The sequence below is a fragment of the Salmonella sp. 3C genome (assembly GCF_025426275.1).
GTDB classification, from domain to species: Bacteria; Pseudomonadota; Gammaproteobacteria; order Enterobacterales; family Enterobacteriaceae; genus Salmonella; species Salmonella enterica.
Window position 1 is genome coordinate 1,728,892 of sequence record NZ_CP104858.1, and the last position, 15,283, is coordinate 1,744,174.

Annotated in this window: 13 protein-coding genes; 4 read left to right on the forward strand and 9 right to left on the reverse strand. The window is 53.3% G+C overall.

The window, feature by feature from the left end:
* Nucleotides 1-84 precede the first annotated feature (84 nt).
* The 5 genes from dgoD to yidA all read right to left on the reverse strand — a co-directional run bounded on the left by dgoD (nucleotide 85) and on the right by yidA (nucleotide 4,501).
* Complete coding sequence (dgoD, locus tag N7E69_RS08225) at nucleotides 85-1,233, reverse strand: galactonate dehydratase (protein WP_000704735.1); 1,149 nt, start codon at nucleotides 1,231-1,233, stop codon at nucleotides 85-87.
* A complete protein-coding gene (locus tag N7E69_RS08230) occupies nucleotides 1,230-1,847 on the reverse strand; it encodes a 2-dehydro-3-deoxy-6-phosphogalactonate aldolase (protein ID WP_001198739.1) in 618 nt (205 codons plus the stop codon). Before N7E69_RS08230 ends, dgoD begins: the two co-directional genes overlap by 4 nt.
* Complete coding sequence (locus N7E69_RS08235) at nucleotides 1,831-2,709, reverse strand: 2-dehydro-3-deoxygalactonokinase (protein WP_000127122.1); 879 nt, start codon at nucleotides 2,707-2,709, stop codon at nucleotides 1,831-1,833. The genes N7E69_RS08230 and N7E69_RS08235 overlap by 17 nt, the downstream gene beginning before the upstream one ends.
* On the reverse strand, nucleotides 2,706-3,395 hold the full coding sequence (gene dgoR / locus N7E69_RS08240) for a D-galactonate utilization transcriptional regulator DgoR (protein WP_000174317.1): 690 nt from the start codon (nucleotides 3,393-3,395) through the stop codon (nucleotides 2,706-2,708). The genes N7E69_RS08235 and dgoR overlap by 4 nt, the downstream gene beginning before the upstream one ends.
* Nucleotides 3,396-3,655: 260 nt before the next feature.
* Nucleotides 3,656-4,501 (reverse strand): sugar-phosphatase, encoded by an 846-nt coding sequence (gene yidA / locus N7E69_RS08245; protein ID WP_000985575.1) that lies wholly within the window; start codon nucleotides 4,499-4,501, stop codon nucleotides 3,656-3,658.
* A 304-nt stretch (nucleotides 4,502-4,805) separates the two neighbouring features.
* Between yidA and N7E69_RS08250 the strand changes: the two genes are divergently transcribed.
* The 3 genes from N7E69_RS08250 to N7E69_RS08260 all read left to right on the forward strand — a co-directional run bounded on the left by N7E69_RS08250 (nucleotide 4,806) and on the right by N7E69_RS08260 (nucleotide 8,286).
* Complete coding sequence (locus N7E69_RS08250; RefSeq protein WP_000061259.1) at nucleotides 4,806-6,068, forward strand: MFS transporter; 1,263 nt, start codon at nucleotides 4,806-4,808, stop codon at nucleotides 6,066-6,068.
* A 13-nt stretch (nucleotides 6,069-6,081) separates the two neighbouring features.
* A complete protein-coding gene (locus tag N7E69_RS08255; protein ID WP_001575168.1) occupies nucleotides 6,082-7,275 on the forward strand; it encodes a mandelate racemase/muconate lactonizing enzyme family protein in 1,194 nt (397 codons plus the stop codon).
* 114 nt (nucleotides 7,276-7,389) lie between these two features.
* Nucleotides 7,390-8,286, forward strand: a complete 897-nt coding sequence (locus tag N7E69_RS08260; RefSeq protein WP_001054589.1) for a LysR family transcriptional regulator — start codon at nucleotides 7,390-7,392, stop codon at nucleotides 8,284-8,286.
* An 18-nt stretch (nucleotides 8,287-8,304) separates the two neighbouring features.
* Here N7E69_RS08260 and gyrB read toward each other — a convergent pair whose 3' ends face one another.
* The 4 genes from gyrB to dnaA form a co-directional block, all read right to left on the reverse strand.
* Nucleotides 8,305-10,719, reverse strand: a complete 2,415-nt coding sequence (gyrB, locus tag N7E69_RS08265) for a DNA topoisomerase (ATP-hydrolyzing) subunit B (protein WP_000072047.1) — start codon at nucleotides 10,717-10,719, stop codon at nucleotides 8,305-8,307.
* A gap of 28 nt (nucleotides 10,720-10,747) precedes the next feature.
* Nucleotides 10,748-11,821, reverse strand: coding sequence for a DNA replication/repair protein RecF (gene recF / locus N7E69_RS08270; RefSeq protein ID WP_000060083.1), 1,074 nt, complete (start codon nucleotides 11,819-11,821; stop codon nucleotides 10,748-10,750).
* Nucleotides 11,822-11,968: 147 nt separating this feature from the next.
* Nucleotides 11,969-13,069 carry a DNA polymerase III subunit beta gene (dnaN, locus tag N7E69_RS08275; RefSeq protein ID WP_000673474.1) on the reverse strand — a complete coding sequence of 367 codons (1,101 nt, stop codon included), beginning with the start codon at nucleotides 13,067-13,069 and terminating at the stop codon, nucleotides 11,969-11,971.
* A 4-nt stretch (nucleotides 13,070-13,073) separates the two neighbouring features.
* Nucleotides 13,074-14,474, reverse strand: a complete 1,401-nt coding sequence (gene dnaA / locus N7E69_RS08280; RefSeq protein WP_000059090.1) for a chromosomal replication initiator protein DnaA — start codon at nucleotides 14,472-14,474, stop codon at nucleotides 13,074-13,076.
* 660 nt (nucleotides 14,475-15,134) lie between these two features.
* Here dnaA and rpmH point away from each other — a divergent pair.
* Complete coding sequence (gene rpmH, locus N7E69_RS08285; protein ID WP_000831330.1) at nucleotides 15,135-15,275, forward strand: 50S ribosomal protein L34; 141 nt, start codon at nucleotides 15,135-15,137, stop codon at nucleotides 15,273-15,275.
* The last annotated feature ends 8 nt before the right edge of the window (nucleotides 15,276-15,283 follow it).

The following is a 15,283-nucleotide window of genomic DNA, read 5'->3' on the forward strand; positions in this document are numbered from 1 at the left end:
GCCCTGTAAATTACAGAGGGTGTGTTTTTATATTTAAATTGGGTTGCCCGGAGGGCGACGTTTGTTGAGCCTACAGCGTGGCGATCACCACTCGGCTACCGATCCGTCAGCGTGCCGCCACAACGGATTACGCCAGTCCGGCGCGCTTTTGCTAAGTTCAATCACCCTGGCCTCGTCAATGTCTACGCCAAGACCCGGTTTGGTTAAGGGTTTAAAGAAGCCGCCGTCCATGCTGAAGTCTTCTTTGTTTTTCACAAAGTCGAGCAGCTCCGCGCCCTTGTTATAGTGAATGCCCATGCTCTGCTCCTGGAATACCGCGTTGCGCGAAACAAAATCGATATGCAGGCAGGCAGCCAGGGCGATTGGACCCAGCGGGCAATGCGGCGCCAGCGCCACATCATATGCTTCCGCCATTCCGGCGATTTTATAGCATTCGGTAATGCCGCCCGCGTGGGATAAATCCGGCTGTAGAATCGCCAACCCGCCCGCGTCCAGCACGCGTTTAAATTCAAAACGCGAGAACATACGTTCGCCTGCGGCAATCGGAATATGCGTTTGCGCTGCCAGGCGCGGATAATATTCCGCCTGTTCCGCCAGCACCGGCTCTTCAATAAACAGCGGGCGATAGGGTTCCAGTTCTTTAATCAGCACCTTCGCCATCGGCGCGCTAACGCGACCGTGGAAGTCGAGCCCAAACTCAATTTCACTGCCGAAAGCTTCGCGGATTTGCGCCACGGTATTGACCGCCGCATCCACCGCACGGGAGTTATCAATCACGCCCATCTCTTCACAGCCGTTCAGCTTGAAGGTGTCAAAACCAATACCGCGCAATTTTTCAATACCGTCAATGACGTCTGCCGGACGATCGCCACCCACCCAGCTATAGGCCTTGATTTTGTCGCGCACCAGGCCGCCCATGAGCTGCCAGACCGGCGCATTCAACACCTTGCCTTTGATATCCCACAATGCCTGGTCAATACCGGCGATGGCGCTCATCATAATCGGGCCGCCGCGATAAAAACCGGCCCGGTACATTACCTGCCATAGGTCGTTGATACGCGCCGGATCTTTCCCTATCAGGTAGTCGGCAAACTCATGTACTGCCGCCTCTACAGTACGTGCCCGACCTTCAATGACCGGCTCTCCCCAGCCAACCACGCCTTCATCCGTTTCGATTTTCAGGAACATCCAACGTGGAGGTAAACGGTACGTGGTGATGTGAGTTATTTTCATTTCACTGCCTCTCGATACGCATTAACAAATGCCGCAGCCTGCTGCGCGGTGCGTTCAACGGATTGCCCGGCGCGATAGAGATCGCTACCCAATCCCGCGCCCACACAGCCGGCTTTAATCCATTGCGCCAGGTTTTCCGGCGTCACGCCGCCGACGGCAAATAGCGGAACATCCGGCGGAAGTACCGCTTTCAGCGCGCTGATGTAGCCCGGACCAAACGCCGACGACGGGAAAATTTTTAACGCCTGTGCGCCTGCATCCAGCGCAGAAAAGGCTTCCGTTGCCGTGGCGCAGCCCGGACACACGGTCATGCCATAGCTCACCGCCCGGCGGATCACCTCCGGTTGGATATTCGGCGTGACGATCAGCTTGCAGCCCATCCCGGCAAGCTGGTCTACCTGTTCCGGTTTCAGTACGGTACCAGCGCCAATAAGCGCCCTGCCGCCATACGCCTTCACCACGAAAGAAATGCTTTTTTCCCACTGTGGGGAGTTAAGCGGAATTTCTATAGCGTCAAATCCCGCATCCACCACCGCGCCAACGTGCGCCAGGGCATCATCGGGCGTAATACCGCGTAAGATAGCGATGAGAGGGAGATTAGTTTGCCACTGCATGAGCGATGCTCCTTATTCCAGCCTGAAATGCCATATCGCCATCCACGGTTGAAACATCACGCCCAATAGCACTAAACGCCTGTTGGTAACGTGAGATCAGCGCGGGTCCAGCGACGAGAGTGATAGCCTGTTGCGCCGCGAAGGATTCGCTCATGCTGGCGACTTCCGCGCCAATCAACAGGCCGGAGAGGAAGTCGCTGACCTGCTCACGCGCAAGGTGTCCCAACACGTGCGAGGCGCGAACCTCAAAAAGAGAAGGCAGGACGGCAGGAGAATTAAGACCGCGCTCCAGCCCCGCGGCATAGGCGTCGCCAGAAACTTCCTGTTCCGGCAAACCAGCCCCGACCAGCGAGTGACGCAGCAACAAGTGATGGAGTTCGCCTGTCATCACAGTACGAAAATCATGAATTTGTTGCGTATCAGTCTGTACCCATTTGCAATGCGTGCCGGGCATGACATAGACAGAAGAAGGAGAAAGTTCGCGGGCGCCAAGTAGTTGCGTCTCTTCACCGCGCATCACGTTGTGGTTATCCTCGCGTGAGACACACAATCCGGGAATGATCCAGATGTTGTCGCCAACGGCGGTTAACTGTTCGCCAATAGCGGAGAACAGGGCGGGAACCGGCAGATAAGGCGCATTTTGCCAGCCTACGTTACTGCCGATCATGCCCGCCATTATCACTGGGGTGGCGCTGTCGCGCCAGTGTGTTGTGACTTCTGCTAACACCGCGTCAGGAGATTTACCGTTCAGGCGTGTAACGCCTGCTTCTGATTGCCTGCTCTCCAGGCATTTGTCGCCCTGGTAAAGCCAGGCGCGCAGATTGGTCGATCCCCAGTCAATTGCGATGTAGCGAGCTGTCATGTGATTTCCTTTAACCTTCGTGTCGAGCTGGCGATCATGGTTAATGCCGCCTGCTCTGCCGCATCGCCATCCTGATGCCGTATCGCATCGAATAGCGCCTTATGTTCCTGGAGCGTTTTCGGCATGTTGGCCGCATCGCCCATCCAGGTCCGTTCAAATACCGCTCGCTGTAGCGAGCTGATCGCTACATTTAACTGTTGCAGCACCGGGTTATGCACCGACTGCAACACTGCCTCGTGATAGCGAATATCCGCCTCGTTAAACGCTTCCCGGTCCTGGTTGTTGGCAATCATGTCGTTTAGCGCCGACTCAATTTCAGCCAGATCGCTTGATGTTGCCCGTTCCGCCGCCCAGCGTGCTATTGCTGGCTCCACCAGGTTTCGTATTTCGCTCATCGCGCTGATAAGCCTCGGGTCGTAGTCATTTTCCAGCACCCATTGCAGCACGTCGGTATCGAGATAATTCCACTGGTTACGCGGTGCGATAAACGCGCCGCGATAGCGCTTCATTTCAATTAGCCGCTTCGCCATAAGCGAACGAAACACTTCGCGAATGATGTTGCGCGACGTTTCAAACTCCTCGCACAGATCCGCTTCCGCTGGCAGCGCCGAACCGGGTACGTATTTACCGCTGACAATCTGTTTGCCCAGCGTGATAACGATGCGATCGGTTTTATTGAGAGTCATAGAGAGTCCTTGTGCTCGATGTGAACTCTCTTACTTTACCGCGATAGCTGAATTACGCCGCAATTTTGTAGTACTAGCGTGATATCAACCGTCGTTACCATGCCATCAATGTAGTACAACACAATTATGTTGTACTACAATTTAGATCACAAAAACGACAATTGGTTATGGGGACGTTATAAGACGTAAACGAAAGATATAAAAAAACCCGCAGCAAGTGCGGGTCGTTAAGCGCGTATTTGCCCGATGGCGACTATGCCTTATCGGGCGGGGAAATGGCCGGATGAGTGATCGGGGTTCAGCACAAATTTTTCAATCGCCCAGGCAACACCATCTTCAAGGTTCGATTTAGTCACAAAGTTAGCCACCTCTTTGACCGACGGAATGGCGTTGTCCATTGCCACGCCCATGCCGGCGTATTCGATCATCGCAATGTCGTTTTCCTGATCGCCAATCGCCATCACCTCCTCTGGCTTAATACCCAGCGCCTCGGCCAGTGATTTTACGCCAGTGCCTTTATTAACCCGTTTATCGAGGATTTCAAGGAAGTACGGCGCACTTTTCAGCACGGTGTACTTTTCCTTCACCTCTGCCGGTATACGCGCAATCGCCCGGTCGAGAACGGCAGGCTCATCGATCATCATAACTTTCAGGAGCTGGGTGTTCGGGTCCATCTTCTCCGCTTCACAAAATACCAGCGGAATGGTCGCCACATACGACTCATGCACCGTGTAGTAGCTGATATCGCGGTTAGCGGTATAAAGCGTATTTCGGTCTAATGCGTGGAAGTGAGAACCCACCTCACGGGACAGTTTTTCCAGGTAACGGTAGTCATCATAGCTGAGCGCCGTTTGCGCAACCGTACTGCCGTCCCCTGCTTTCTGCACCAGCGCCCCGTTATAGGTGATGCAATAATCGCCGGGCTGTTCCATGTGAAGTTCTTTCAGGTAACTGTGCACACCCGCATACGGACGGCCTGTGGTCAGCACCACATTTACCCCTTTTTCACGCGCAGCGGCAATCGCGTTTTTAACCGCCGGAGAAATGGTGTGATCGGGCAGCAGAAGGGTGCCATCCATGTCGATAGCAATAAGTTTGATAGCCATGAAATCCCCGCATTAAATGAGTCCTGACTCATGCTAACGCGATTCCGCTCAAAAAACAGCAAAGAATCCGAGAGAAAGGGGGATAAGATTCACAAACGGGATTCCCCTTTTCAGGCCGTATTCTCCCTCCTGATGTATTAGATAACCTCATTAATCAAACAGAAAATACCGTTTTTCTAAAAGAATGTGTATTGCTACTTTGGACATCATCACTTAGAGCCTAATGGGATTGGTTCTTAATCAGTAAAAATCAACAAAAACTTATATTTTAAAATAACCTTATCCGATGAGAAGGAGATCGCTAATGTCGATGGCCCTTACCGCCCCCCCAACCAGGAAAAGATTTTTAATCGTTGCCTGTCTGTTTATTGGAATATTTATTGCTTATCTCGATCGCGTTAATGTTTCGGTATTAGCCGCGAATGAACCCTTCTTAGCCTATATGGGTATTGAAGGTATGCCATTGCAAATCGGCATGATGATGACCGTCTTTCTGGCCGCTTATGGTATCGCTAACGTTGTATTATCACCGCTTGGTGATTATCTCGGCCCCAGAAAAGCAATGATGCTTTGTATTCTGATCTGGACTATCGCTTTAATGATTGGCGGAGTCGCTACATCATTCGCTCTAATTATTATTTGCCGTATATTACTGGGCATCGGAGAGGGATTTTATTATCCACTGCAAAGCGTATTTATTAAAAACTGGTTCCCGAAGCAGGAACGCGGCAGAGCAAACGCGGCGTGGATCGTCGGCCAGTCAGTCGCTCCCGCCATTGCGATGCCTTTTTTCACCTGGTGGATAGGCACCCACGGCTGGCGCTCCAACTTCTTTTTATGCGCCGCTCTTGGGTTAATCCCACTCTGGCTACTTTGGCGATATGTTGCTGATAAACCAGAACAACATAAAAGTATCAGCGAGCAGGAACTGGCTTATATCAAAGCCGGGCAGGAAACGGAAAGCGCAGGCAGCAGCGAAAGTTTTATGTTGCGGGTAAAACCGGTGATTACCAACTACAGCTATTGGTTGCTGGTGCTGTGGTATCTGTGTCTGCAATGCCTGTACTGGGGGATGATTACCTGGCTGCCGACCTATCTAAAATCAGCCAGAGGGTTCAGTTGGGCGGAAATGGGCTGGCTGGCGTCGCTTCCCTTTGTCCTGTCGATATTTGCCAAAGCGGCCGCAGGCGTCTTCGTCGATAAAATAGGACGCAGCGCCCCCATATTAATGGTATTAATGTTTTTCGCTGGCGTCAGTATCTATTTCGGCACCATAACCGAACATAAATATATGTCAGCGGTACTCCTCTCCTTTGCTGTTGCTTTCTGTACGATGGGTACACCCGTTGCCTGGACGTTATTACAGGGAATGATACCCGGAAAATCTATTTCCGCCGCCAGCGGCGTAATGAACGGCGTCGCCAATGGACTCTCTTCATTATCCCCCGTATTTATCGGCTTATTTATTTCTATCACTGGAACTTATACCGGCGGCTTACTATGCCTGGTTTTTATCAGCGCTATCGCCGTGGTATCGGCATTAATCTTAACGATTAAAAAATATTAATTACGAGGAGTAAATGATGAAAATTACCAGCGTTGATATTATTGATGTGGCGAACGATTTTGCGTCCGCCACCAGCAAATGGCGTCCGGTGGTGGTAAAAATTAATACCGATGAGGGCATTTCCGGTTTTGGCGAAGTCGGGTTGGCCTACGGCGTCGGTGCCTCCGCAGGCATCGGCATGGCAAAAGATTTAGCCGCCATTATCATCGGCATGGACCCGATGAATAACGAAGCTATCTGGGAAAAGATGCTCAAAAAAACCTTCTGGGGGCAGGGCGGCGGCGGCATCTTTTCCGCTGCGATGAGCGGCATCGATATCGCGCTGTGGGATATCAAAGGCAAAGCGTGGGGCGTGCCGCTGTATAAAATGCTTGGCGGCAAAAGCCGCGAGAAAATAAGAACCTACGCCAGTCAGCTACAGTTTGGTTGGGGGGACGGCAGCGATAAAGATATGCTGACCGAGCCGGAGCAGTATGCACAGGCGGCACTGACCGCCGTCAGCGAAGGCTATGACGCAATAAAAGTGGATACCGTCGCAATGGATCGCCACGGCAACTGGAACCAGCAAAACCTCAACGGGCCTCTCACCGATAAAATCCTGCGTCTGGGCTACGACCGTATGGCCGCCATTCGCGATGCAGTCGGCCAGGATGTGGATATCATCGCCGAAATGCATGCCTTTACGGATACCACCTCGGCGATTCAGTTTGGCCGCATGATCGAAGAACTGGGCGTCTTCTACTACGAAGAGCCGGTCATGCCGTTGAACCCCGCGCAGATGAAGCAGGTTGCCGATAAGGTCAATATTCCACTGGCGGCTGGCGAACGTATTTACTGGCGCTGGGGATACCGTCCTTTCCTGGAAAACGGCAGCCTGAGCGTTATTCAGCCCGATATCTGCACCTGCGGCGGCATCACCGAAGTGAAGAAAATCTGCGATATGGCGCATGTTTACGACAAAACGGTGCAAATCCACGTTTGCGGCGGGCCAATTTCCACAGCAGTGGCGCTGCATATGGAAACCGTGATCCCGAACTTCGTCATCCACGAACTGCACCGGTATGCGCTGCTGGAGCCGAATACACAGACCTGTAAATACAACTACCTGCCGAAGAACGGCATGTACGAAGTCCCGGAGCTTCCCGGCATCGGCCAGGAACTGACCGAAGAAACCATGAAAAAATCACCAACCATCACCGTAAAATAAGCCAACTGTCTGCCTGCGCCGCAGGCAGACACCCTGTATTTGCGAGTCGTATCAACGCGACCTTATCCAGCCTGAGATAAAATCCTCTCAGTAAAGGGGTAACACAGGTGGCAAATGAATTTAACTATCCGGCAATTTCGCGCGTTTCTGGCCGTCGCGGATTTGCGTAGTTTTACCGCCGCCAGCAAATATCTGTGCATCACGCAGGGAGCTGTTAGCGGTTTAATCAACGAAATGGAAAGCCAGATGGAGGTTTCCCTTTTCGACCGCACTTCGCGCGTGGTGAAGCTATCGCCCGACGGCGAAAAGTTTTTACCCGCCGCCATGCGGGTTGTTGAAGAGTTTCAACGGGCCGAAAATTATGCCCGCGACCTGAAAGAGATCAAAAAATCCCTGGTGCGGGTTGTTGGCGCGCCGCTGATCGCCTGTGCTTTTCTGCCGCAAATCATCCATGCCTTTAAGCGGCAGCATCCGCATACCCACGTACAGCTTATTGATAAGCCCATGTCGCAATTACAAAAAAGCATTATGTTGGGAGAAGCCGATTTTGGTATCGGCCCGGAGCGGCCGCTGGAACCGGAAATCGACAAACAAACGCTGTTCACAACGGAAATCGCCCTGTACTGCCATCCGGACTATCGGCTGCATAAAAAAACGGTTCGCTGGGAAGAGATTCAAAGCGAAGAGCTGATCGCCGTTGGCAACGAATCCATTCCGATGATCTCCGCAACCGCTGGCGTGCGCATTAAGCCCAAAATGACGGTGGAACATATGGCGACCGCCATGTCGCTGGCGGCGCAGTGTGAAGGCGTGGTGATCGCCGGAACCTTTTCCCGCCATTACGCCAAAAGCTACCAATTAGCGACCTGTTCGCTCACGCCTCCGCTGCGGCGCAATATGAACCTTTATTTCCATGCGTGGCGCGCACAAACGCCCGCCACTCAGCGCTTTAGAGATTTTTTATTCAGCTATGTCGATGAACATCATGATGCCCCGGCCAACCAGCGGTAGGCCGGGGATTAAGGCAGGTTAAATATCGATATTCGCTGCTTTCAGGGCGTTCTCTTCGATAAAGGCACGACGCGGCTCAACGGCATCACCCATCAGCGTGGTGAACAGCTGGTCGGCAGCAATCGCATCTTTGACGGTCACACGCAGCATACGGCGGCTTTCCGGGTCCATGGTGGTTTCCCACAGCTGATCCGGGTTCATTTCACCCAGACCTTTATAACGCTGGATAGCCAGACCGCGACGTGATTCTTTCACCAGCCACTCCAGCGCCTGCTCGAAGCTGGTTACCGGCTGGCGACGCTCGCCGCGTTCGATAAACGCATCCTCTTCAATCAGACCGCGCAGCTTCTCGCCCAGCGTGCAGATACGACGATATTCCGCGCCGGTCACAAACTCGTGATCCAATGGATAATCGGTATCCACGCCATGCGTACGCACGCGAACGATCGGCTCGAACAGATTCTGTTCCGTATTAGTATGAACATCGAACTTCCACTGACTGCCGTGCTGCTCTTTCTCGTTCAGCTCGGTAATCAGCGCATTCACCCAGCGCGTTACAGTCTGCTCATCAGAAAGATCGGCTTCGGTCAGAGTTGGCTGATACACCAGCTCTTTGAGCAGCGCTTTCGGGAAGCGACGCTCCATACGACCAATCATTTTCTGCGTGGCGTTATATTCAGAGACCAGTTTTTCTAACGCTTCGCCGGATAGCGCTGGCGCATGAGCGTTCGCGTGCAGAGTCGCACCGTCAAGCGCGATGGAAATCTGGTACTGATCCATCGCTTCGTCGTCTTTAATGTACTGTTCCTGCTTGCCTTTCTTGACTTTGTACAGCGGCGGCTGCGCAATGTAGACGTGGCCGCGCTCGACGATTTCCGGCATCTGACGATAGAAGAAGGTCAACAGCAGCGTACGGATGTGCGAGCCGTCGACGTCCGCATCGGTCATGATGATGATGCTGTGATAGCGCAGCTTGTCCGGGTTGTACTCGTCGCGACCGATACCGCAGCCCAGCGCGGTGATCAGCGTCGCCACTTCCTGAGAGGAGAGCATCTTGTCGAAGCGCGCTTTCTCGACGTTGAGGATTTTACCTTTCAGCGGCAGAATCGCCTGGTTCTTGCGGTTACGCCCCTGCTTCGCAGAGCCGCCCGCGGAGTCCCCTTCCACCAGGTACAGTTCGGACAGCGCCGGGTCGCGTTCCTGGCAGTCCGCCAGTTTGCCCGGCAGGCCCGCTAAATCCAGCGCGCCTTTACGACGGGTCATTTCACGGGCGCGACGCGCCGCTTCACGCGCACGCGCGGCGTCGATAATTTTGCCGACGACAATTTTCGCGTCAGATGGGTTTTCCAGCAAGTATTCGCTCAGCAGTTCGTTCATCTGCTGTTCCACCGCCGATTTCACCTCGGAAGAGACCAGCTTGTCTTTGGTCTGCGAGGAGAATTTCGGGTCCGGTACTTTTACGGAAACCACCGCAATCAGACCTTCACGGGCATCGTCGCCAGTGGCGCTGACTTTGGCTTTTTTGCTGTAGCCTTCTTTGTCCATGTAGGCGTTCAGCGTACGGGTCATCGCCGCACGGAAGCCTGCAAGGTGAGTACCGCCGTCACGCTGCGGAATGTTGTTGGTAAAGCAGTAGATATTTTCCTGGAAACCATCGTTCCACTGCAGCGCTACTTCGACGCCGATACCGTCTTTTTCGGTGGAGAAGTAGAAGATATTCGGGTGGATCGGCGTTTTATTCTTGTTCAGATATTCAACAAACGCCTTGATGCCGCCTTCGTAGTGGAAATGATCTTCTTTGCCATCGCGCTTGTCGCGCAGGCGGATGGAAACGCCAGAGTTCAGGAATGACAGTTCACGCAGGCGTTTCGCCAGGATCTCATATTCAAATTCAGTGACGTTAGTGAAGGTTTCGTGGCTCGGCCAGAAACGTACCATCGTGCCGGTTTTATCGGTATCGCCAGTGACGGCCAGGGGTGCCTGCGGCACGCCGTGCTCGTAGATCTGACGGTGAATTTTGCCATCTCGCTGGATAACCAGTTCCAGTTTTTGCGACAGAGCGTTGACTACCGAGACGCCCACGCCGTGCAGACCACCAGAGACTTTATAGGAGTTATCGTCAAATTTACCGCCCGCGTGCAGAACGGTCATGATCACTTCCGCCGCCGAGACGCCTTCTTCCGGGTGAATACCGGTCGGAATGCCACGGCCATCATCCGTTACGGACACGGAATTATCGGCGTGAATAGTCACGACGATATCTTTACAGTGTCCCGCGAGCGCTTCGTCGATAGCGTTATCTACCACCTCGAATACCATGTGGTGCAGACCGGTGCCGTCATCCGTGTCGCCGATATACATACCCGGGCGCTTACGCACCGCATCCAGCCCTTTCAGGACTTTGATACTGGAGGAGTCATAAGAATTCGACATCAACGTTTCTCGCTCATTTAATCTTGGGTTAATCCGTTATTTTACCCTTTTCCACGGTAAACATCTTCGAATTTTCATCCGACATGTCTATAACGTGTTCAGCGCTAATTGCGCTGACAAAGACCTGCGATTGCGTGGCTTTTAAGCGGCTGGCCAGCAGTCCGCGACGCGCATCGTCAAGTTCAGAGGCAAAATCATCTATCAGGTACAGGCAGCGCCGCCCGCTTTCGCGGGTGAGGAACTCGCCCTGCGCCAGACGTAAGGCGCACATCAATAACTTTAGCTGCCCGCGCGACAGGGTATCTTCCACCGGCGCGCCGTCGGCGCGAATGCGAAAGTCCGCTTTATGCGGCCCGTGCGCGGTGTAGGTCAACATACGGTCACGCTCAAAGCTTCGCTCCAGCACGTCCGCATAGTCTGTCTCTTTCTCCCAGCCGCGCTGGAAAGAGAACGTCAGGGAAAATTCAGGTAAAAACTGCTGACAGGTATCCGCCATGTCCTGTGCGATAGCGCTACTGTACTCCGCCCGCCAGGTACTAATTTGTTCCGCCAGCGGAATCAGCTCTTTATCCCACGGGCGCAATTGCTCATAACGACTCACCTGGCGCAGCGCAGCATTACGCTGTTTCAGCAATCGTTTCAGGTTGCTCCAGGCGGTGAAGAATCCGGCTTCGTTGTGAAAGCATCCCCAGTCAAGGAACGCTCTTCTGTATTTGGGGCCGCCGTTGAGTAAAGTAAACCCCTCCGACGTAATCAACTGCATCGGCATTAAATGCGCCAGCTCCGCGATCTTGTGACCGTCGGTACCGTCGATACGGACTTTGCTGTCGCCCTGCTTATCTTTGGTTAAGCCAATCGACGTCTCACGCTCTTCGCCCTGCAGGCGCCCGTGGAGAACAAACGCTTCCTGCTCATGACGAATCACGCGGCCAGGCTGCAAACTGCGAAACGCCCGACCGTGGCCAAGCGTATAGATAGCTTCCAGCACGCTGGTTTTGCCGCTGCCGTTGGCGCCAACCAGGAAGTTAAAGCCGGGGGATAAAGCGAGATCCGCATTTTCTATGTTGCGGAAGTCTTTGATTAAAAGGCGCGTCAGTGACATATATTAGTACATTCGTCCAGGGGCGTGTGTGTCGCAGCCAGTTCGTCTACCGCCAGCGCGCAGAAAGCGGAGCGTACACGAAGTACGTGAGCATTTCGAGCACTGCCGGGAGGCGAAATGGCAAGTAAACCAGCCCCTTTTCAGATTCTACAGCCTCATTGGCATAACAACGTAGGCAGCACTCTGTGACGCCGCATCCTCAATCTGTACGCTGGATACGGAATCCGTCAGCATAATGCGCACGGTTTCGCACTTCAGCGCATTGAGCACGTCCAGCACGTAACTGACGTTAAAGCCGATTTCCATCTCCGTCCCGCCGTAGCTCACGTCCAGAATCTCTTCCGCTTCTTCCTGCTCCGGGTTATTGGCGGTGATTTTGAGCTGATTCTCACTGACGTACAGACGCACGCCGCGGAATTTCTCATTCGAGAGGATTGCTGCGCGGGCAAACGCCTGCTTGAGGATATCGCAGCCCGCTTCCAGATGTTTATCCGGATTCTTCGGCAGAACGCGACGGTAATCCGGGAAGCGACCATCCACCAGCTTCGAGGTGAAGATAAAGTCGCCAACGTGCGCGCGGATATTATTACTGCCGATCTGCACGCGCAGCGGGTTTTCACCGCCGTCGAGCATACGCATCAGTTCAATCACGCCTTTACGCGGCACAATCACCGAGTGGCTGGGTAAAGACGCTTCCAGCGGCATTGAGCACACCGCCAGGCGGTGGCCGTCGGTCGCGACAGTGCGCAGTTCGCTACCTTCCGTTTCAAACAGCATACCGTTTAAGTAGTAGCGCACATCCTGATGAGCCATCGAAAACTGGGTCGCTTCAATCAGGCGCTTCATCGTGGCCTGCGGCAGCGTAAATTCAACTTCGCTTTGCCAGTCGTCAAGATTCGGGAAATCGGCGGCAGGCAGCGTAGACAGCGAGAAGCGGCTACGGCCAGAACGCACCAGCATCCGATCGCCTTCCAACTGAACGGCAATCTCCGCGCCCTCCGGCAGGCCGCGGCAGATATCAAAGAATTTCCGCGCCGGCACGGTAGTGGCGCCCGGCTCATGCGGCTGAGAAAGCGTAACGCGCGCGACCATCTCCATTTCAAGATCGGTGCCGGTCAGAGAAAGCGTACCGTCCGCTACCTGGAGGAGCAGGTTACCGAGAATCGGCAGCGTAGGACGACCGCCCAGCGGGCCGCTGACCTGCTGAAGCGGTTTTAATAAATGTTCACGTTCAACGGTAAATTTCATAGGATCACGACGACAATGTTCTGATTAAATTCGAAAAATCTTCTTTGATATCGTGGCTTTCTTCACGCAGTTGCTCAATTTTACGACAGGCATGAAGTACGGTAGTGTGGTCGCGCCCGCCAAACGCATCGCCGATTTCCGGCAGACTGTGGTTGGTGAGTTCTTTTGCCAGCGCCATAGCCATCTGGCGCGGACGTGCTACCGAGCGAGATCGACGCTTAGAAAGCAGATCCGCAATTTTGATTTTGTAATACTCGGCCACCGTCTTCTGGATATTGTCGATGGTGACCAGTTTTTCCTGCAACGCCAGTAAATCGCGCAGCGCTTCGCGCACAAAGTCGATAGTAATCGCCCGGCCGGTAAAGTTGGCATTGGCGATCACCCGGTTCAGCGCGCCTTCCAGTTCACGTACGTTAGAGCGTAGACGCTTGGCGATAAAGAACGCTACTTCGCCTGGCAGACGAATATCATTTTCGTCCGCTTTTTTCATCAGGATCGCCACGCGGGTTTCCAGCTCTGGTGGTTCGATCGCCACTGTTAGCCCCCAACCAAAGCGGGACTTGAGACGATCCTCAACGCCGTTGATCTCTTTCGGATAGCGATCCGACGTCAAAATGATCTGCTGATTGCCTTCCAGCAGAGCGTTAAAGGTGTGGAAAAACTCTTCCTGGGATCGTTCTTTATTGGCGAAGAATTGAATATCGTCGATCAGCAATGCGTCAACGGAGCGGTAGTAGCGTTTAAACTCTTCGATGGCGTTATTTTGCAGGGCTTTTACCATGTCCTGCACAAAGCGCTCGGAGTGCATATACACGACTTTCGCGTTGGGTTTGCGCGCCATAATGCCGTTACCCACCGCGTGCAGCAGGTGAGTTTTACCCAGACCGGTGCCGCCATAGAGGAATAACGGGTTATAGGCGCCGCCAGGATTATCCGCCACCTGACGTGCCGCCGCGCGCGCCAGTTGGTTGGATTTACCTTCGACGAAGTTATCAAATGTATGTTTAACATTGACGTTGGAGCGGTAGGTCGGCTCCGCCGGCGCTGGTACGTTATCCCAGCCCGAACGGGCCGCAGGCGCTACGCGCTGCGGCTGCGCCGTCGTTGTCTGCGTAGGCGCGACAACGTTATGCACAGGCGTTTTTAGCGTTTGCGTAACGGGCTTTGTTCCCACTTCAAAACGCAGTTGTGGGGCATCCGCGCCGCAGAATGCGTTGAGTAATCCATTGATATTGTTGAGGTACTTATCTCTTACCCAATCGAGCACAAAACGGTTTGGCGCATACAAAGCCAGCGTGTTATCGCTCAGTTCCGCCTGCAACGGGCGTATCCACATACTGAATTCTGTGGCTGGTAACTCATCCTGCAATCGGGCAAGACACTGCTGCCAAAGCGAAAGTGACACGGCGGACTCCACTCGAACAAAAGTCGATAAATGACAAAGGCTGATACATTAATGATTGTTGGCGCACGTCGATAAGACCCTGCATGAAGGGTGACGCACGAACCGCTGTCTGCGGTTTTCACGGATCTTTCAAACGATCGCGACTTCACGCAGTCTGAAAGATTTCGTGTTCATGCCTGACCAGGATCGTTTGAAACGATCAGGACCGCGGATCATAGCCTAAACTGAGCAAGAGATCTTCTGTTTCTCACAGATTCTTCCCGATTTATCCACAGGACTTTCCAGGAAAGGATAAGTGTAATCGATCCTGGGGAACTCCTGTACGCTTTCGCGCGCATATTGAAAAAATTAATAGGTAAAGGTGAGCAGACGCCTAAAAGATCGCATAAAGATCCAGGGCGATCCTTGCGCTTTACCTGGCAGTCCGTATAATTCTCCACCCGTCGCGCAATGCCCGTCATATGGCGTCAACGCTGCTTATTTTCCGCACAAAAAGGCGTGGAAAATCGCGGGAAAATAAGGAAAGAGAATTGACTCCGGAGTGTACAATTATTACAATCCGGCCTCTTTAATCACCCACACTGTGGCGTAAGTCGTTCAAAGTTTGTTCGGGTATACGCAAAAGTCAGTGAATTTATTCAAGTTTAGGTAGAAATCGCCATGAAACGCACTTTTCAACCGTCTGTACTGAAGCGCAACCGTTCTCACGGCTTCCGTGCTCGTATGGCTACTAAAAATGGTCGTCAGGTTCTGGCACGTCGTCGTGCTAAAGGCCGCGCTCGTCTGACCGTTTCCAAGTAATAAAGCTA